The 19,475-nt window shown below is 56.1% G+C and carries 17 protein-coding genes; 8 read left to right on the top strand and 9 right to left on the bottom strand.

The features are described from left to right. On the bottom strand, positions 1 to 380 hold a 380-nt coding region (gene rpsB / locus RDN66_RS15615; protein ID WP_308537968.1), incomplete at its 3' end, for a 30S ribosomal protein S2. A 334-nt stretch (positions 381 to 714) separates the two neighbouring features. Between rpsB and map the strand changes: the two genes are divergently transcribed. From map to RDN66_RS15595, 4 genes are all read left to right on the top strand, one after another. Further along, positions 715 to 1,509, top strand: coding sequence for a type I methionyl aminopeptidase (gene map, locus RDN66_RS15610; RefSeq protein WP_035891958.1), 795 nt, complete (start codon positions 715 to 717; stop codon positions 1,507 to 1,509). Positions 1,510 to 1,573: 64 nt separating this feature from the next. Beyond that, entirely contained in the window at positions 1,574 to 4,246 is a 2,673-nt protein-coding gene (gene glnD, locus RDN66_RS15605) for a bifunctional uridylyltransferase/uridylyl-removing protein GlnD (RefSeq protein WP_202216445.1), read from the top strand. 33 nt (positions 4,247 to 4,279) lie between these two features. Next, positions 4,280 to 5,104 carry a 2,3,4,5-tetrahydropyridine-2,6-dicarboxylate N-succinyltransferase gene (gene dapD / locus RDN66_RS15600; RefSeq protein ID WP_004872026.1) on the top strand — a complete coding sequence of 275 codons (825 nt, stop codon included), beginning with the start codon at positions 4,280 to 4,282 and terminating at the stop codon, positions 5,102 to 5,104. 108 nt (positions 5,105 to 5,212) lie between these two features. Beyond that, the gene (locus RDN66_RS15595) at positions 5,213 to 5,596 is read left to right on the top strand and encodes a DUF3461 family protein (RefSeq protein WP_035891957.1); all 384 of its coding nucleotides are present in this window, start codon (positions 5,213 to 5,215) and stop codon (positions 5,594 to 5,596) included. Between the two features lie 55 nt (positions 5,597 to 5,651). Here the strand turns inward: RDN66_RS15595 and cdaR are convergent, their stop codons facing one another. The 3 genes from cdaR to dgt form a co-directional block, all read right to left on the bottom strand. Next, positions 5,652 to 6,809 (bottom strand): DNA-binding transcriptional regulator CdaR, encoded by a 1,158-nt coding sequence (gene cdaR / locus RDN66_RS15590; RefSeq protein WP_035891956.1) that lies wholly within the window; start codon positions 6,807 to 6,809, stop codon positions 5,652 to 5,654. Between the two features lie 158 nt (positions 6,810 to 6,967). Continuing rightward, positions 6,968 to 8,407 (bottom strand): serine endoprotease DegP, encoded by a 1,440-nt coding sequence (gene degP / locus RDN66_RS15585; protein WP_035891955.1) that lies wholly within the window; start codon positions 8,405 to 8,407, stop codon positions 6,968 to 6,970. A gap of 135 nt (positions 8,408 to 8,542) precedes the next feature. Beyond that, entirely contained in the window at positions 8,543 to 10,057 is a 1,515-nt protein-coding gene (gene dgt, locus RDN66_RS15580) for a dGTPase (protein WP_308537967.1), read from the bottom strand. Positions 10,058 to 10,140: 83 nt separating this feature from the next. On the opposite strand from dgt, the gene mtnN reads away from it, so the two are divergent. From mtnN to RDN66_RS15565, 3 genes are read left to right on the top strand one after another with little or no spacing between them, the layout of a single operon-like run. Continuing rightward, positions 10,141 to 10,839: a 5'-methylthioadenosine/S-adenosylhomocysteine nucleosidase gene (gene mtnN, locus RDN66_RS15575; RefSeq protein ID WP_035891953.1), complete on the top strand. Its 699-nt coding sequence runs from the start codon at positions 10,141 to 10,143 to the stop codon at positions 10,837 to 10,839. After that, positions 10,832 to 11,632: a vitamin B12 ABC transporter substrate-binding protein BtuF gene (gene btuF, locus RDN66_RS15570; RefSeq protein ID WP_035891952.1), complete on the top strand. Its 801-nt coding sequence runs from the start codon at positions 10,832 to 10,834 to the stop codon at positions 11,630 to 11,632. The genes mtnN and btuF overlap by 8 nt, the downstream gene beginning before the upstream one ends. A 14-nt stretch (positions 11,633 to 11,646) precedes the next feature. After that, positions 11,647 to 12,270, top strand: coding sequence for a TRIC cation channel family protein (locus tag RDN66_RS15565; protein WP_202216447.1), 624 nt, complete (start codon positions 11,647 to 11,649; stop codon positions 12,268 to 12,270). A 135-nt stretch (positions 12,271 to 12,405) separates the two neighbouring features. On the opposite strand, the gene erpA is transcribed toward RDN66_RS15565, so the two are convergent. Together erpA and clcA are read right to left on the bottom strand one after the other, a co-directional pair. Continuing rightward, on the bottom strand, positions 12,406 to 12,750 hold the full coding sequence (erpA, locus tag RDN66_RS15560; protein ID WP_035891950.1) for an iron-sulfur cluster insertion protein ErpA: 345 nt from the start codon (positions 12,748 to 12,750) through the stop codon (positions 12,406 to 12,408). Between the two features lie 82 nt (positions 12,751 to 12,832). Beyond that, a complete protein-coding gene (gene clcA, locus RDN66_RS15555; RefSeq protein WP_035891949.1) occupies positions 12,833 to 14,251 on the bottom strand; it encodes a H(+)/Cl(-) exchange transporter ClcA in 1,419 nt (472 codons plus the stop codon). 181 nt (positions 14,252 to 14,432) lie between these two features. Between clcA and hemL the strand changes: the two genes are divergently transcribed. Continuing rightward, entirely contained in the window at positions 14,433 to 15,713 is a 1,281-nt protein-coding gene (gene hemL, locus RDN66_RS15550; protein WP_035891948.1) for a glutamate-1-semialdehyde 2,1-aminomutase, read from the top strand. A gap of 95 nt (positions 15,714 to 15,808) precedes the next feature. Here hemL and fhuB read toward each other — a convergent pair whose 3' ends face one another. From fhuB to fhuC, 3 genes are read right to left on the bottom strand one after another with little or no spacing between them, the layout of a single operon-like run. After that, a complete protein-coding gene (fhuB, locus tag RDN66_RS15545; protein WP_123650798.1) occupies positions 15,809 to 17,791 on the bottom strand; it encodes a Fe(3+)-hydroxamate ABC transporter permease FhuB in 1,983 nt (660 codons plus the stop codon). Beyond that, on the bottom strand, positions 17,788 to 18,678 hold the full coding sequence (gene fhuD / locus RDN66_RS15540) for a Fe(3+)-hydroxamate ABC transporter substrate-binding protein FhuD (protein WP_202216448.1): 891 nt from the start codon (positions 18,676 to 18,678) through the stop codon (positions 17,788 to 17,790). The genes fhuB and fhuD overlap by 4 nt, the downstream gene beginning before the upstream one ends. Further along, positions 18,678 to 19,475: a Fe3+-hydroxamate ABC transporter ATP-binding protein FhuC gene (gene fhuC, locus RDN66_RS15535; protein WP_035891945.1), complete on the bottom strand. Its 798-nt coding sequence runs from the start codon at positions 19,473 to 19,475 to the stop codon at positions 18,678 to 18,680. The genes fhuD and fhuC overlap by 1 nt, the downstream gene beginning before the upstream one ends.

Here is a 19,475-nt window from a genome sequence, read left to right as displayed (position 1 = left end):
TCGAAAGTACCGTCCTGAGACTGAGTTTCCAGATCTTTCAGACGTTTGATGGACTGACGAACGGTTTTCCAGTTAGTCAGCATACCGCCCAGCCAGCGATGGTTCACGAAGAACTGGTCGCAGCTCAGAGCAGCATCTTTCACAGCTTCGCTTGCAGCGCGTTTAGTACCAACGAAAAGGATTTTGCCTTTACGAGAAGAGATCTTGTTCAGTTCAGCCAGAGCTTCGTTGAACATTGGTACAGTTTTCTCAAGGTTGATGATGTGAACTTTGTTACGTGCGCCGAAGATGAAAGGCTTCATTTTCGGGTTCCAGTAACGGGTCTGGTGACCGAAGTGTACACCAGCCTTGAGCATGTCGCGCATGGAAACAGTTGCCATGGTTAAAACCTCTATAGATTAAGTTGGGGTTATGCCTCCACGTATCCCATATTACCGACCCCGAAGGGCACCCCGGAATATGTGCCGATACGTGTGTGTTATTTACACAAAGTGAGATTTGTCGCTTCCGGACAAAACAAGAATGAGCGGAAGTTCGGCGCGCTTTATACCATAAAAGCGGCGCAGATACCAACAGTTGTTATCTCCGACGCAGGGCACGAAAGGCGAAGTTCAGAATGATTCTCAATTTGGCACCAGGCGCCTCGGGCTGTTAACATTGACATTACTAACACTCAATTATTGTCGAAAAAATCGACACTGATGGACATATTCCATGGCGATTTCTATTAAGACCCCTGAAGATATTGAAAAAATGCGCGTTGCCGGCCGTCTGGCCGCCGAAGTGCTGGAAATGATCGAGCCGTACGTGAAGCCTGGCGTGACCACCGGCGAACTGGACCGCATCTGCAACGACTACATCGTCAACGAGCAGAAAGCGGTCTCCGCCTGCCTGAACTACCACGGTTTCCCGAAATCCGTCTGCATCTCCATTAATGAAGTGGTATGCCACGGTATTCCGGATGACGAAAAACACCTGAAAGATGGCGACATCGTCAACATCGACGTCACGGTCATCAAAGACGAGTTCCACGGTGACACCTCCAAAATGTTTATCGTGGGCAAACCAACCATTCTGGGCGAGCGTCTGTGCCGTGTGACTCAGGAAAGCCTGTATGTGGCGCTGAAAATGGTGAAACCGGGCGTGAACCTGCGTGAAATTGGCGCGGCTATCCAGAAGTTTGTGGAAGCGGAAGGGTTCTCTGTGGTACGCGAATACTGCGGTCACGGCATTGGCCGCGGCTTCCATGAAGAGCCGCAGGTACTGCACTACGACTCTCGCGAAACGGACGTGGTGCTGAAACAGGGCATGACCTTTACTATCGAGCCGATGGTTAACGCCGGTAAGAAAGAGATCCGCACCATGAAAGACGGCTGGACGGTAAAAACCAAAGACCGAAGCTTGTCTGCGCAGTACGAGCATACTATTGTGGTGACAGACAACGGCTGCGAAATACTGACGTTACGCAAGGATGACACCATCCCGGCGATAATCTCGCACAACGAATAACGAAAGCCGGCGAATGCCGGCTTTTTTTATGGGTGATAGTTTTTTCTTATGGGCGGCGCGCGCTATGAGTAACTCCATACCTGAACTGGCTTGTACAATCCTCCCTGCCCTGCCCGGCCAGCCGGAGAACCCGGTCGATTGGCCCGAAGCCAGTCTGAACTGCACCGATATCAAAAACCGGCTCGATGAGTTTCAGCGCTGGCTGGGCGCTGCCTTTGATGAAGGCATCTCTGCCGAGCAATTGATTGAAGCGCGCACCGAGTTTATCGACCAACTGCTGCAACGCCTGTGGCTGCTGTACGGTTTTGGTCCCATAGAGGATGCGGCGCTGGTCGCCGTCGGCGGCTATGGTCGCGGTGAGCTGCACCCCCTTTCCGACGTTGACCTGCTGATTCTGAGCCGCAAAAAGCTGCCCGATGAGCAGGCACAGAAAATCGGCGAACTGCTGACGCTGCTGTGGGATATCAAGCTAGAAGTAGGCCACAGCGTACGTACGCTAGAAGAGTGCCTGCTGGAAGGCTTATCAGACTTAACCGTCGCTACCAACCTGATTGAATCACGCCTGCTGATTGGCGACGTCGCGCTGTTCCTCGAACTACAAAAGCATATTTTCAGCGAAGGCTTCTGGCCGTCAGAAACGTTCTTCCCGGCCAAAGTTGCCGAACAAGAGGCGCGCCACCAGCGCTATCACGGCACCAGCTACAACCTCGAACCAGACATTAAAAGCAGCCCCGGCGGCCTGCGCGATATCCATACCATTCAGTGGGTCGCTCGCCGTCACTTTGGCGCAACCTCAATGGATGAGATGGTGAGCTTCGGCTTCCTGACTGAAGCCGAGCGCAATGAGTTAAACGAGTGTCTTCACTTGCTGTGGCGCATCCGCTTCGCTCTGCACCTCGAACTCAACCGCTATGACAACCGCCTGCTGTTCGACCGCCAGCTCAGCGTTGCCCGCCGCCTGAAATACGAAGGCGAAGGCAACCAGCCGATCGAACACATGATGAAGGATTTCTATCGCGTCACCCGCCGCGTCGGCGAGCTGAACCACATGCTGCTGCAGCTGTTTGACGAAGCAATTCTCGCCCTCACTGAAGATGAAAAGCCGCGGGCGATTGACGACGATTTCCAACTGCGCGGTACGCTTATCGACCTGCGCGACGACACCTTGTTCATCCGCGAGCCGCAGGCCATTCTGCGCATGTTCCACATCATGGTGCGTAACAGCAGCATTACCGGTATTTACTCGACCACGTTACGTCATCTGCGCCATGCCCGTCGTCACCTCAGCCAGCCGCTCTGCTATATCCCGGAAGCGCGTGAGCTGTTCCTGAGCATGCTTCGCCACCAGGGCGCCGTCAGCCGCGGCCTGCTGCCGATGCATCGCCACAGCGTACTGTGGGCCTACATGCCGCAGTGGTCGTATATCGTCGGTCAGATGCAGTTTGACCTGTTCCATGCCTACACGGTCGATGAACACACCATTCGCGTATTGCTGAAGCTCGAGAGCTTCGCCAATGAAGAGACGCGTTCGCGCCACCCGCTATGCGTCGATCTCTGGCCGCGGCTGAACCATCCAGAGCTTATCCTGATTGCCGCCCTGTTCCACGATATTGCCAAAGGGCGCGGCGGCGACCACTCCATTCTTGGCGCGCAGGATGTCCTGAAGTTCGCCGAGCTACACGGTCTGAACTCGCGGGAAACCCAATTAGTTGCCTGGCTGGTACGTCAGCATCTGCTGATGTCGGTCACCGCTCAACGCCGCGATATTCAGGACCCCGAAGTGATCAAGCAGTTTGCCGAAGAGGTGCAGACCGAGCACCGTCTGCGCTTCCTGGTATGCCTGACGGTCGCCGATATCTGCGCAACTAACGAAACCCTGTGGAATAGCTGGAAGCAGAGCCTGCTGCGCGAGCTCTACTTCGCCACCGAAAAACAGCTGCGTCGGGGGATGCAGAACACGCCGGATATGCGCGAACGCGTCCGTCATCATCAGATGCAGGCGCTGGCGCTGCTGCGTATGGACAACATTAACGAGGAAACGCTGCACCAAATCTGGAACCGCTGCCGCGCCAACTATTTTGTGCGCCACACGCCAAACCAGCTTGCATGGCACGCCCGTCATCTGTTGAAGCACGACCTCACCCAGCCGATGATCTTGCTCAGTCCGCAGGCCACCCGCGGCGGTACCGAGATCTTTATCTGGAGCCCGGACAGACCGTATCTGTTTGCCGCCGTTTGCGCCGAGCTCGACCGCCGCAACCTCAGCGTGCACGACGCGCAGATTTTCACCACCCGCGACGGCATGGCGATGGACTCCTTTATCGTACTTGAGCCAGACGGCAGTCCGCTCTCCGGTGACCGCCATGAAGCCATTCGTTTTGGGCTGGAACAGGCAATTACTCAACGCAGTTGGCAGCCGCCTCAGCCGCGTCGTCAGGCGGCAAAACTGCGCCATTTCTCGGTCGATACCGAAGTCAATTTCCTGCCAACCCACACCGACCGGAAATCGTTCCTCGAACTGATTGCCCTCGATCAGCCCGGCCTGCTCGCTCGCGTCGGCCAGGTGTTTGCCGACCTCGGGATCTCGCTCCACGGGGCGAGAATTACGACAATTGGTGAACGAGTAGAAGATTTATTTATAATCGCCACCGCCGACCGGCGTGCGCTTAATAATGTGCTCCAACAAGAAGTGCAACAACGGTTGACAGCAGCCCTCAATCCAAACGATAAAGGGTGACGTATTTTTTTTAAGTAAATGGAAAGAGAAACAATGCAGCAATTACAGAACGTTATTGAGTCCGCTTTTGAGCGTCGCGCCGACATCACGCCGGCAAATGTGGATACCGTAACCCGCGAAGCGGTTAACCAGGTGATTTCCCTGCTGGATTCCGGCGCGCTGCGTGTCGCTGAAAAGATTGACGGTCAGTGGGTAACTCACCAGTGGCTGAAGAAAGCGGTTCTGCTCTCTTTCCGTATTAACGATAACCAGGTTATCGACGGTGCGGAAAGCCGCTACTTCGATAAAGTACCAATGAAATTCGCTGACTACGACGAAGCGCGTTTCCAGAAAGAAGGTTTCCGCGTAGTGCCACCGGCTGCGGTTCGTCAGGGCGCATTCATCGCTCGCAACACCGTACTGATGCCATCCTATGTGAACATCGGTGCTTACGTTGACGAAGGCTCCATGGTGGATACCTGGGCGACCGTCGGTTCTTGCGCGCAGATCGGTAAAAACGTTCACCTGTCCGGCGGCGTCGGCATCGGTGGCGTTCTGGAACCACTGCAGGCTAACCCAACCATCATCGAAGACAACTGCTTCATCGGCGCACGCTCTGAAGTCGTTGAAGGCGTTATCGTAGAAGAAGGTTCCGTAATCTCCATGGGCGTGTACCTGGGTCAGAGCACCAAAATCTACGACCGCGAAACCGGCGAAGTCTTCTATGGTCGCGTACCGGCAGGCTCCGTTGTCGTTTCCGGCAACCTGCCATCCAAAGACGGCAAGTACAGCCTGTACTGCGCGGTGATTGTGAAAAAAGTGGATGCCAAAACCCGCGGTAAAGTGGGCATCAACGAGCTACTGCGTACTATCGATTAATAAGATGCGAAAAAGCGGGGGCAACCCCGCTTTTTTTTATTCGTAAGCTGGCGGAAATAGATTTTTTCGTTAATTATTCAATAGTTAATTTAGATCAGGGGTACCGCTATGTACGATAATTTGAAAAGCCTGGGGATTACCAATCCCGATGAAATCGATCGTTACAGCCTCCGGCAGGAAGCCAACAACGATATCCTGAAAATCTATTTCCAGAAGGACAAGGGTGAGTTTTTCGCCAAGAGCGTGAAGTTCAAATATCCACGCCAGCGTAAAACCATCGCCGGTGATGGTCAGGGTTTCAAGGAAGTGCAGGAGATAAGCCCAAACCTGCGCTACGTGATTGATGAGCTGGACCAAATCTGCCAGCGCGATCGTACGGAAGTCGATCTTAAGCGTAAGATCCTTGACGATCTGCGCCATCTCGAAAGCGTCGTTACCAACAAGATCAGCGAAATTGAAGCCGATCTGGAGAAGTTGACCCGCAATAAGTAAGTTTTATGCGGTTTGTCTTCCCGGGCGAGCGCAAGCGACCCCGGGTTCCATTAGCTCATCGTTGTTCATCCAACTGCAACGCAATATACAGCAGCAGCCTGTCGTCGAAATTCCCCAAATCCAGCCCGGTCAGCTCCGAAATTCGGTTCAATCGATACTCCAGCGTATTACGGTGAATAAACAGCGCCTTTGAGGTCGCCAGCGGCTGCACGTTGTTGCGAAACCATGCCGTCAACGTCCGACGCAGCAGGCCATTATTATCCATCGCCTTCAGACGCATCAGCGGACGCGACAGCTCGTTGGCCTGCCAGCCACCGCGTAGGCTGTCGAGCAGTACTGGCAGCATCAAATCCTGGTAAAAATAGCTACGGCTCTCCGGCATGCGCTGTTTACCCACCATCATGGTGGTGCGCGCCGTACGGTAGGAGCGGGCGATACTGCCCGGCCCGGTAAAGTAGTTGCCGAGCGCCACGCGAAAACGCAGATGCCCATTCTCTTTCATGCGGGAAATCAGCTGTTCTACTCGCTTCTGGTGATCTTCTGCATCCCAGCGTCCAAACTGGTTGAGCGCCGGTTTCAACACCACCATTTCGGTCAGCGAGACTATCGCAATCAGGTTATTACGCTCTGGCGTCGTCAGCGCATTTTGCAGCTGCTGAAGCTCAGCCATCGCGCTGTCAACGCCCAACTGCCCGCTGTCGACTTCCACCACCGCCGCCACACGCGGCTGATTGAGGTCAATGCCCAGTCGCTGCGCCCATTCGGTCAGCGCCGGGGTGTTCTCTTCGGCTTGAATCAGGTTCATCACCAGCTCTTCACGCAGGCGGCTATCCTGCGCCAGCAGGTGCATCAGACGAGACTGTTCCAGCATCATCTCCGCCGTCATGCACACCAGCTCGCCGTATTTACGCAGCGTTTCCGGCTCTCCGGTCAGGCCAATAACGCCGACAATCTCGCCTTCCAGGCGCAGCGGCAGGTTAATCCCCTGACGCACCCCATGCAGGTGTCGGGCAACGGCATCGTCGATGTCCACCACGCGCCCTTGAGAGAGCACCAGCAGCGCGCCTTCGTGCAATTCCCCAATACGCTCACGATCGCCGCTGCCGATAATGCGCCCGCGGGCATCCATTACGTTAATATTGGTATCGATAATGCGCATGGTGCGCGCCACGATATCCTGCGCCATTTTAGTATCAAGATGCCAGCTAGCCATGAACCCCTCCTATGAGCAGGTTACATGATAAGAAAGATACAAAAGCGCCGCACTGTGCAAATGCACAAAGCACGGTTGAGAACTATGGAGTTGTGGGGTGCTTCACATTACGAAGGGAAAAACCCTTTCCCCGGGCGGGGAAAGGGTTGAGGTCACGATTACTGCATCAGCAGGTAGATGGAGCTATCGCCACGCTGGATGTTCAGCGCCAGTACGGAAGGTTTACTATCGAGGATTTTGCGCAGCTCAGCGATGTTTTTCACCGCCTGCTGGTTAGCGCCCACGATAATGTCCCCTTTCTTCAGGCCAATCTGCGCTGCCGGAGAACCCGCTTTCACGGTATTCACCACCACGCCTTTGTCCTGACCTTTGTTGCTCATTTCAGCCCCTTCGATACCGCTGAAGATAGAGCTGGAGTCAACCTGGGTCTGGCTGCTCTGCTGAAGTTCCAGTTCTACCGTTACCGGCTTACCGTCACGCAGCAGGCCAAGGCTGATTTTGCTGCCTACCGGCATGGTGCCGACCTGCGCACGAAGTGCCGCGAAGCTGCTGATCGCCTTACCGTTCAGTGAGGTAATCACGTCACCGGCTTTAATCCCGGCTTTCGCCGCTGAAGAGTTCGGCATGACCTGGCTTACGAAAGCACCGCGCTGAGCGTCGACCTTCATCGCTTTCGCCAGCTCGGAGTTCAGTTCGGTCCCCATAATGCCCAGCTCACCGCGTTTCACCTGACCAAATTTCACCATCTGGTCGGTCAGGTTTTTCACCATGTTGCTCGGGATGGCGAAGCCGATACCGATGTTACCGCCGTCCGGTGCGAGGATAGCGGTGTTAATACCGATAAGCTCGCCGTTCAGGTTCACCAGCGCACCGCCGGAGTTACCGCGGTTAATGGCCGCATCGGTCTGGATAAAGTTTTCGTAGTTTTCAACGTTCAGGCCGCTACGACCCAGCGCGGAGACGATACCGGAAGTCACGGTTTCACCCAGACCAAACGGGTTACCGATAGCCACGGTGTAGTCACCAACGCGCAGAGCGTCAGAGTCCGCCAGCTTAATCGCCGTCAGGTTTTTCGGATCCTGAATCTGAATCAGCGCAATGTCGGAACGCGGGTCTTTACCCACCACTTTCGCGTCAAACTTACGGCCGTCACTCAGCTGAACCTTAATGGAATTGGCGTTATCCACCACGTGGTTGTTAGTGACGACGTAGCCTTTCGCGGCGTCAATCACGACACCAGAACCGAGGGCCATAAATTTCTGTTGCTGCTGCGGCTGATTGCCGCCATCCGGGCCCGCGCCGCCCTGACAGAACGGGGAGCTCTGGAACGGGGAACCGTCCTGGCAGAACGGCGAGTTGTCGCCGAAGAACTGCTGGAAGTTACGTCCCATACGCGGCGTGTTTACCGTTGTGCTGCCCTCAACATTAATGCTGACGACAGACGGCATCACCTTTTCCAGCATCGGTGCCAGACTTGGCATTGGCTGCGCAGCGGATGCGGAGGAAGATGCCGTCTCGGCCGCGCTAGCGGACAACGGAGACAGAGCCAGACTTAAACTAAGAGCCAGTGCACTCATTGCTAACGTGGTTTTTTTCATGTGTTTCAATCTCAATATCAGATTACGCAAAATTGCTATGTTCGTGACTATCAGATTCACTTTATGGCACTAAGTTCCGTGCAACTGCATCAGCTAAAAGTAAAAATTTATTGAGCGTCTTTACAAAACTTCTGATTATTCTACCGCCATCAAGCGACGATATTCATCCCATGCGTAGAGATCCGTCATCCCGCTGATATAATCCTGAAGCAGGCGACAACGATAATAATATTCCATTACCGGAAAATCGACGGAATCACGAGAAAGTTTATTTACTGCCTCAACGTAAGCTAAACGATGGCGCGTTGAGAGCTTGCAAAATAGCCGGGATTCGATAGGCAAGTGGCGCACGCGTTCTTGTTCTGCCAGCGCACTAAAATCGCTTAAGGATAATTTAAGCAAAGGCGCGTATATATCCAATAACCCGCCAATCACCCGGTACCCCTGGAGTTCAAGTTGCTCAACCTCTGGATGGCTAAACACATGTTTTCTTGCAACATTCTTATATAGCTTCAGCAATTGGCTGTAGCTACTGTCATCTTCCAGCAGCGCATGGTTAAAATCACCCTGATAAATCTTCGGAAGATTTTCAATAAACCGCTGTGCCGCATAAGGCACCAGTTTATTTAATGTATTCACCCGCAAATACATAAAGAACTGATCTTCTGTGCTACGGCTTAATGAGTTTGAACGGGATTTATCCCACGCATTTTCGACGACCTGAGCAAACAACGAGCCTTTGTTATGCTCCGGCCAGGCGTCATATAAATGCTGATACAACTGCTCAACGCTGAAGACGCGTTTTTCCACCGCATCTTCGAGGTCAGCCACACAATAAGAAATATCATCCGCTGCTTCCATAATCCAGGTTAATGGGAAGCGATTGTAAGGAGCTAAATCCAGTTCTTTACGTAAACGTTCAATATAGGGCTCTTCCGCCAGGTAGTAACCGGGCTTTTTCATTAAATAGCTGTGCGTCGCCGGGGTCTCTGTCGCCCACCAGGCCGGGCGCGTATATTTTAAGATACACCCCACCTGCGCCCAGGTCAGGTTCATGCGCATCAGGGTATGTACCAGGCGGATCCCCTGCGCGTTCCCTTCAAAATGGCACAGGTCCTGACGCACTTTACTGCGCAGCGTATTGAGCGTCTCTTCGCCCTCTCTCAACCGCAGGTCAGCAACTTCACAGCGATCATGGCTTAATGGCTGACTCAGCGCATCTTTCGGGGCCAGTCGCTGACTAAACCAGTCGTTGATTGCCGCTTCACCAAAATGACCAAACGGCGGGTTGCCGATATCGTGCATCAGGCAGGCCATCTCTACGATACTTTCAAACGGCCCGGTCAAGTCATCCAGCCCGTAAACTTCCAGCAGCTTTTTCTCTTTTAAGCGGCTCAGTATCTCTTTGGCGATGTAACGCCCCACCTGCTGGACTTCCATCGAGTGCGTGAGGCGGGTACGGACAGCCGCGTTACGCTCCAGCGGAAACACCTGCGTTTTCTGCTGCAAGCGACGTATCGCCGGTGAGTTGATAATGCGCCCGCGATCGCTTTCAAAAATGCGCAGAATCTCATGTTCGGAGCTGACACCCTGCGGTGAACGATAGCGCCGACGCCAGTTAATTTTATTGCGAAAATCAATCTTAGTCATAGCCTCTCCGTCGCAAGCAATGCGCTTCCCCTGAACCGCATGATAGACTATGCCTTTAAACATGGCACATCGCGAGTAAATCTATGAAAATCGGCATTATTGGCGCAATGGAAGAAGAAGTTACGCTGCTGCGTGACAAAATCGAAAATCGTCAGACTATCACCATCGGCGGTAGCGAAATCTACACGGGTCAGCTGAACGGCGTAGATGTCGCGTTACTGAAGTCCGGCATTGGTAAAGTTGCCGCCGCAATGGGTGCTGCGCTGCTGCTGGAGCGCTGCCAGCCAGACGTGATTATCAACACCGGCTCTGCGGGCGGCCTTGCGCCAACGCTGAAAGTGGGCGATATCGTGGTTTCTGACGAAGCGCGCTACCACGATGCCGACGTTACCGCATTCGGCTACGAAATTGGCCAGATGGCAGGTTGCCCTGCGGCGTTTAAAGCCGACGACAAACTGATTGCCGCCGCTGAAGCGTGCATCAAATCCCTCGACCTGAACGCCGTGCGCGGCCTGATCGTCAGCGGTGATGCCTTCATCAACGGCTCCGTCGCGCTGGCGAAAATCCGTCACAACTTCCCGCAGGCCATTGCCGTAGAGATGGAAGCCACGGCTATTGCCCACGTTTGCCACAACTTTGGCGTGCCGTTCGTAGTCGTTCGCGCGATTTCCGACGTTGCCGATCAGCAGTCTCACCTGAGCTTCGAAGAGTTCCTGGCCGTTGCCGCGAAGCAGTCGACCCTGATGGTCGAAACGCTGGTACAGAAACTGGCGCGTGGCTAAGCGGCTGATAACAGGGCTACTTGCCCTGCTGCTTAGCACCCCGGCGTGGCTTTTCGCCGCGCCGCGGGTTATCACCCTATCCCCTGCGAATACCGAACTGGCCTTTGCCGCCGGGATCACGCCCGTTGGCGTCAGCGCCTGGTCTGACTACCCCGCCGCCGCAAAAGAGATAGAACAAGTCGCCTCCTGGCAAGGGATTAACCTTGAACGTATAGTCGCGCTGCACCCGGACGTCGTATTAGCGTGGAAAGAAGGCAACGCCGAACGCCAGGTCAACCAACTGCGTTCGCTGGGTATTACCGTCCTGTGGGTTGATACGCACAGTATTGAAGAAATTGCCGCGACGCTTCGCCAACTGGCGAAATGGAGTCCACACCCGGAGAAAGCCGAGCAGGCGGCCACCGCGCTGCTGAGCGACTACGCACAGCTAAAGGCGCAGTACGCTAGTAAGCCGAAAAAACGGGTCTTTATGCAGTTTGGCTTTAACCCTATTTTCACCAGCAACAAAAGCGCCATTCAGAACCAGGTGCTGGAAATCTGCGGCGGTCAAAACATCTTTGCCGACAGCCGGGTAGCCTGGCCTCAGGTAAGTCGCGAACAGGTGCTGATGCGTAAGCCGCAGGTGATTGTCGCGGCCGGCGATGTAGGTCAGATTCCGAAAATCCAGCAGTACTGGGCAAGCCAGCTCACAATCCCGATTATTCCCCTCAATAGTGACTGGTTTGAACGCGCGAGCCCACGTATTATCCTCGCCGCAAAACAACTCTGTACTGCGCTGTCGCAGGTTAATTAATCGGGTAATTGGTCATGCTTGTCTATTGGCTGGATATTGTAGGCACCATCGTTTTCGCGGTCTCCGGCGTACTGCTGGCGGGAAAGCTACGGATGGACCCTTTTGGCGTATTGGTACTGGGAGTCGTTACCGCCGTCGGTGGTGGGACCATTCGCGATATGGCGCTGGCCAACGGCCCGGTATTCTGGGTGAAAGATCCCACAGACCTGGTGGTGGCGATGGTGACCAGTATGCTCACGATTGTTCTGGTGCGTCAGCCGCGCCGCCTGCCCAAATGGGTGCTGCCGGTGCTCGATGCCGTGGGGCTCGCCGTGTTTGTTGGTATCGGCGTGAACAAAGCGTTTCTCGCCCACTCTGGGCCGCTGGTCGCCGTCTGCATGGGCGTGGTCACCGGCGTGGGTGGCGGGATAATCCGCGACGTACTGGCACGTGAAGTGCCGATGATTCTACGAACAGAAATCTATGCCACCGCCTGTATTATCGGCGGGATTGTGCACGCCACCGCCTATTACACTTTCCAGGTACCGCTGGAAAACGCCAGCATGATGGGAATGGTGGTGACGCTGGCCATTCGCCTGGCGGCCATTCGCTGGCATCTGAAGTTGCCGACCTTTGCTCTGGACGATAACGGGCGTTAAACCTGTGTAGCCCGGCCAAGCACAGAGCCGATGGGGATGCCCCGGAGTCGACGCTAGCGCACCTCGTCCGGGCTACAAGAAATACAAAAAAAGCCCACCATTCGGTGGGCTTTTTCATTTATCTGGTCAGCAAGCTTAGATGCTGAAGGAAGAACCGCAGCCGCAGGTGCTGGTTGCATTTGGGTTGGTTACGATAAAGCGAGAACCTTCCAGACCTTCGGTGTAATCCACCGAACCGCCTACCAGATACTGCAGGCTCATCGGGTCGACCACCAGGCCTACGCCCTGTTTCTCGATGGTCATGTCGCCTTCGTTGATCTGATCATCAAAGGTAAAGCCATACTGGAAGCCGCTGCAACCGCCGCCCGTGATGTACACACGCAGCTTCAGGTTTGGATTCTCTTCATCCGCAATCAGGACTTTTACTTTTTTGGCTGCGGCGTCGGTAAACTCCAGCGGCAGCACTACGTCATCACTCATTTTTTGCTCCCATTAATACAGCGGGTCTGGGCAAATAATAACCCGACTCTTTTGGCCATTATCTAATACCCTAGTAAATCGTTCAAGTATTCTCCGGGGCCGACTGCCTGGCTTTCGCCTCTTGCTCGGCCTCCTGCTTCGCCAGGGTGCGCGCCAGAATCGTGGCGTAGAGCGGTTGTCCGCCGAGGAACTGCGCTAATAGCGTGGCACCGAGCCCGGTAATAATCATTGGCAAAATGAGCTGATAATTGTCGGTCATCTCCAGCACCAGCACAATCCCGGTGAGCGGCGCACGCACAGAAGCCGCCAACAGCGCGCCCATTCCGGCGATAGCAAAGGTCCCCGCATCCAGATTGTAGGCAGGAAAGAGATGCATCGCCGCCACACCAAAGGCCGTGCCCAGCAAGGTGCCCAGCGCCAGCATCGGCGCGAAAATACCGCCCGGCGCACCGGAAGAGAAGCACAAGAGCGTGGTGATAACACGAGCCACAAACAGAAACAGCAGCGTTCCGACGGTAAAGTTGCCCGCCGCCGCAATCGGAATCAGGTTAAAACCACCGCCCGCCGCCGCCGACTGAAACAGCCCCAGCACACCACAGCCACCGCCAATCAGACCACCAATCAACACCCATTTTTTCGTATTGCCGCCATGAATACGGAAAAACATATCCTGTGTTTTCAGCACCAGGGTATTAAACAGCGGGCCAACACAGCCAAAAATCACACCCAATACCAGATAAAGCCACAGCGTGTTAACCGGCGCATTGCTCAGTTTGCCGACTTCAATCACCGGCGTTTCGCCGTTGAAGATACGGAACACGATGCTCGACATAATAACGCCGGTAAACACCGCTTTAATGGAGATAAGGCTGTAGCGGAACTGCGGGCGCATCTCTTCAATAATAAAGAGGATCCCCGCAAGCGGCGCGTTAAACGCCGCCGACAGCCCCGCTGCCGCGCCGGTTGCCAGTAAGGTGTGGCGCGATTCTTCGCCGCGCTGGCGGAAGATATCGCCTACCATGCGCCCGATATTCCCACCAATCTGGACCGTTGGACCTTCGCGTCCAAGCACCATGCCCGAGCCGAGCGTCCCCAAGCCGCCAAAGAATTTCACCGGCAGCACGCGCCACCAGCGAACCGGGCGCAGGTCTTCAAGCGCGCCTTCAATTTCCGGGATGCCCGAACCGCCCGCTTCCGGCGCAAAGCGTCGCATCAGCCAGTAGCCGAACATGGCCAGCAGCGCCGACAGGATAAACGCCAGCGGCCAGACCAGATACCAGTGGTCGGCAACCTGCACCAACGTACCGATACGCACGTTCAGCACCCAGTTCACCGCATGTTCAAATGCCACGCCAACCACCCCAACAAGCGTGCCGACTACGGCGGACATCAGCAGCACCATCAGCGGTGTTTTATCGCGGTTCAGTAATTTACGCACCACATCGCGGCGACGTTTATGCACTATCCGCTGTGCCTCTAAAGGGGGTATTTCTGCTTTCATACCGTCATCACTAATTGGTAATACAAATAGGAAGGGAGGGCATTTTACCCAAGCCTGTGCGCTACGTCGCGAAAAAATTACGCTACGAGTGCTTTGTTGCAATCAGGCAAAAATTTCATAACTTCTGTGGAATAATTTAGAATAGCGGACAAAACATTTTTCACGAACCAGGATCCTGGCAATGAGCAAATCTGAAAACCTCTATAGCGCAGCGCGTGAACTTATCCCTGGCGGGGTCAACTCACCGGTACGTGCTTTCACCGGTGTCGGCGGTACGCCGCTGTTTATCGAGCGTGCGGACGGTGCCTATCTGTACGACGTGGATGGCAAAGCCTATATCGATTATGTCGGTTCCTGGGGGCCGATGGTGCTGGGTCATAACCACCCTGCCATCCGCAATGCGGTGATTGAAGCGGCAGAGCGCGGCCTGAGCTTCGGCGCACCAACCGAAATGGAAGTGACCATGGCGAAGCTGGTGACCGAACTGGTGCCAACCATGGACATGGTGCGTATGGTGAACTCCGGTACCGAAGCCACCATGAGCGCCATCCGTCTGGCGCGCGGTTTCACCGGCCGTGACAAAATCATCAAATTCGAAGGCTGCTACCACGGCCACGCCGACTGCCTGCTGGTGAAAGCAGGTTCCGGCGCGCTGACCCTCGGCCAGCCAAATTCACCGGGCGTACCGGCGGACTTCGCTAAGCACACCCTCACCTGTACTTATAACGATCTGGCTTCCGTGCGCGCCGCGTTCGAGCAGTTCCCACAGGAGATTGCCTGCATCATCGTTGAACCGGTTGCCGGTAACATGAACTGCATTCCACCGCAGGCTGATTTCCTGCCGGGCCTGCGCGCGCTGTGCGACGAGTTTGGCGCGCTGCTGATCATCGATGAAGTAATGACCGGCTTCCGCGTGGCGCTGGCAGGGGCACAGTCCTACTACGACGTGGTGCCGGATCTGACCTGCCTTGGCAAAATCATCGGCGGCGGTATGCCGGTGGGCGCTTTCGGTGGCCGTCGCGACGTGATGGACGCGCTGGCACCAACGGGCCCGGTGTACCAGGCCGGTACGCTTTCCGGTAACCCAATCGCGATGGCAGCGGGCTTTGCTTGCCTGACCGAAGTGGCACAGCCGGGCGTACATGAAACGCTGACCGATCTGACCAACCAACTGGCACAAGGACTGCTGGATGCCGCGCAAGAGACCGGTATTCCACTGGTGGTGAACAACGTGGGCGGGATGTTCGGGATCTTCTTTACCGAGGGTAAAGAAGTCACCTGCTATCAGGACGTGCTGAAGTGCGACGTTGAGCGCTTTAAGCGTTTCTTCCATCTGATGCTGGATGAAGGCGTGTACCTGGCACCGTCGGCGTTTGAGGCGGGCTTTATGTCCATCGCCCACAGCGAAGAAGACATCAATAACACCATTGATGCGGCGCGTCGGGTGTTTGCGAAGCTGTAATTCAGCGACACATGCCGGGTGGCGGCTTCGCCTTACCCGGCCTACGTGAATCGCATAATCTGTAGGCCGGATAAGCGCATGCGCCATCCGGCTTTTTAACGACTCTGCTTTCTCAGCAGATAGATAAAGTACGGCGCACCGATAAAGGTCGACAGCAGCCCTGCTGGCACCTGATACGGGAACATCAGCATGCGTCCACACCAGTCGGCAAACACCAGCATCAGTCCCCCGATCAGCGCGGAAATCACAATATGCGGCATCGTACGACGGAAGCCCATCATGCGCGCAATATGCGGCGCCATCAGCCCAACAAAGCTTAGCGGCCCGATGGTCAGCGTGGCCGCCGCCGTCAGGCACGCTGCCAGCAGCAGCAGGCCGATACGTGCCGGAGAGAGCGCCATCCCGATAGACCGCGCCGTCTCACCGCCCAGCGGCAGAATGGTTAACCAGCGACGGCACAGCGGCACCAGCAGCAGTAAAATCACCATCGCGATAGCCGACTGCACCACCTGCTCACCGGTCGCGTTATAGGTTGAACCGGAGATCCACGTCAGGATCTGCGCCATGCGCGGGTCACCGCTCGCTTGCAGCATCATCAGCAGCATAGTAAATGCGGTACTGAGCGCCATCCCCGCCAGCAGCATGCGATGCGGCGAAAATCCACCGCGCCCGGCGGCAATCAAGATAATCAGCAGCGTCACCGCCGCCCCCAGACTCCCCGCGGGTAGCAGCCAACCAAACGCGTTGCCCGGCACCACAAACAACATCAAGACCACGCCGAACGCCGCACCGGAGCTTATCCCCAGCACTTCCGGGCTCGCCATCGGGTTACCCGTTAAGCGCTGAATAATGCAGCCCGCCACCGCCAGCATCACACCCGCAATCAATGCCGACGCAATGCGCGGCCAGCGCCACTGCGCCAGCTCGTCAAGCAGCGTACCGCTCGCCCAGTGCCAACTGTGCGCATCGCGCCCCAGCGACAGGGCAACGAACATCGCCGCCAGCAGAATCACCAAACCGCCCAGCGCAAACCACTGCACGTTCTGACGTTCATTTGCCACGCTATCGCTGGCGTTCATTGACGGTGCGCTCATGCTACGCAGTCGAGGTAACAGCCAAAGCAACAGCGGTGCGCCAATCAGCGCGGTCACGGAGCCGGTAGAGACTTCCATCCACACGCGGGTGAGCCAGAGAATAAGCTGGTCAGAAAGCCACAGAATCAGCGCACCAATCAGCGGTGCCAGCATCAGTCGGGAAAGCAAACGTCGTGCGCCGAGCATCTTCGCCAGCAGCGGCGCAAACAGGCCGATAAAGCCAATAATCCCCACCGCATTGACGAGGAACGCACTGATAACGATAGCCAGCGTCAGCGCGCCCAGACGTGCCAGCGACAGCGCCAGCCCCAGGTTGCGCGCCACGCCGTCATCCAGGCCCATCAACGTTAACGGGCGCAGCAGCAGCAGCGTCAGCATCACGCCGCCCAACAGCTGTGGCCACAGACGCTGTACCACGCTCCAGTCGGTTTGCGTCAGCGTCCCGGTGCTCCACAGGAACATGCTTTGCAGCTGGTCGTGATGGAAAATCACCATCAGCTGGTTGATTGCGCCGCAGTACAGGCTCACCACCAGCCCGGCCAGAATCAGCGTCACCGGCGAGAGACGTTTACCCCACGCCACGCCAAACACTAGCGCGCCCACGATACAGGCACCCGCCAGGGCGGCAAACTGCGAAGTCAGCACGCCCGGTATCGCCCACAGCGTGGTTATCGTCATCCCCAGTTGGGCACCGGTTGCCACGCCAAGCGTCGTTGGCTCAGCCAGCGGGTTACGCAGCACCTGCTGGAACAGAACGCCCACCAGCCCCAGACCCGCCCCCACCAATAGGGAGATGGCCAGACGAGGCAATAGGCTGTAGTGGAATAGCATCTGGTCAATGGCGTTGATATCCGGCTGACGCATTGCCTGGAACCAAAGCGCGTTGGGCAGCGCCAGGTTGAAGTTAAACCAGGTCAGCGCCAGCGCGAGGATAAATAGCGCCAGCAGCAACACAGAGGCAAAAGGAGAGCGGGTCGTTTTCACGCTTGACCTCCTAATGCATTGTCGAGGATGCGAGCGAAGTTCATCGCCGACAGCGTCGCACCATAGAACCACACCGCCGGGACGTTCTGCACGCGGTTGGCGCGCACAAACGGCATCGCCTGCCATAACGGCGTGGCGGCCAGGCGGCGCATATCAGCCTCATTGCCGTGATCAAAGCAGAGAACGTCCACGTCTTTGTACGCCGCCAGCCTGTCGATACCGACCACCGTGCTGCCCCAAAAATTAGTTTCACCCTGCCAGGCGTTTTTCACACCCAGACGGTCGAGAATCTCCTGGAATAGGCAGTTCGGGCCAAACACCAGCATATGGCGAGAATCGAGCAGCGACATCATCAGCAGAGGGCGTTCGCCGCGCTGTGCAAAACGTGGCTTCAGGCTATCGATATAGGCATCAAACGCCGCCAGATGACGATGGGCCACATCCTGCTTGTTGAGCAGGTCTGCCATTTCCAGCAGCGAGCGGCGCGCCTGCTCCAGCGGCTGTTTGCCATCGCTGAAGGCAAAGCTTCGGCCCGGTGCAATTCGCGCGAGGATCTTCGGTGAAGGACCATAACCTGCGGACCAGACCAGCATAGAGGGCTTCATTTGGGTCAACAGTTCAAGATTAGGTTCGGTACGCAGCCCGACGTCAATCACCGAGTCCGGCAGCACCGGCTCGTTGACCCACATGCGGTAGTTGGGGATATCCGCCACGCCGTAGGGCGTTACGCCCAGCGCCAGCATCAGCTCGACGGGCAGCCACTCCAGCGCCACGATACGTTCGGCATTCACCGGCGCAGCCTGCGCTTTTTGCATCTGCCAGAGCAGCGGCGAGAGTGCCATCGCCGCCAGAAAACGGCGACGGCTTATCAAATTCGAATCAGTCATCAATAGACAAAACTTACCGGTGCAGCACCGGCTGGATGCGGCAGAATGCCCATTGGAATGCCATAAATCTGCTCCAGCGTGTCGCTGCGCATCAGTTCATCCGGCGTTCCCTGAGCAATCATTTCACCGCCGCGAAGCGCCACCAGATAATCGCAGTAGCGCGCCGCCATATTAATATCGTGCAGGACAGCAACGACCGTCAGACCGCGCTGCTGGCTCAGGCGATGCACCAGCGCTAGCACATCTACCTGATGAGCAATATCCAGCGCCGAAGTCGGTTCATCGAGCAACAGACAGCGACTGTCTTGCGCCACCAGCATGGCTATCCACGCACGCTGACGTTCGCCGCCGGAGAGGCTGTCCACCAGGCGATGCGCCAGCGGTTTTAGGCCAACCAGCGAAATCGCTTCTTCCACCTTCTCTCTGTCAGCCACGCCAAAACGTCCCAGCGCGCCGTGCCACGGGTAGCGACCAATTGCCACCAGTTCACGTACGGTCATCCCTTCTGCGGGCGGCAGCTGCTGCGGTAAATAAGCGACCTTACGGGCAAACGCTTTGCTGTTCCAGCTCGCCAGGGGCTGACCGTCGAGCAGAATCTCCCCTTCCGACGGCGGCTGATGGCGGCCAAGCATTTTCAGCAGCGTGGATTTGCCCGAGCCGTTATGACCGATAAGACCGGTCACTTTGCCCGCAGGAAAAGTTAAGGAAAGAGGATGAAGAAGCGTACGGCCTGGAACGCGAAAAACGACCTGTTCCAGAGAAAAGGTCGTATCAGAATGAGTTGTGTTGTCCTGCAT

This window comes from uncultured Kluyvera sp. (assembly GCF_902485085.1).
GTDB lineage: Bacteria > Pseudomonadota > Gammaproteobacteria > Enterobacterales > Enterobacteriaceae > Kluyvera > Kluyvera ascorbata.
Note: the sequence above shows the minus strand (reverse complement) of the source record. Positions and strands in the feature narration are given on the sequence as shown.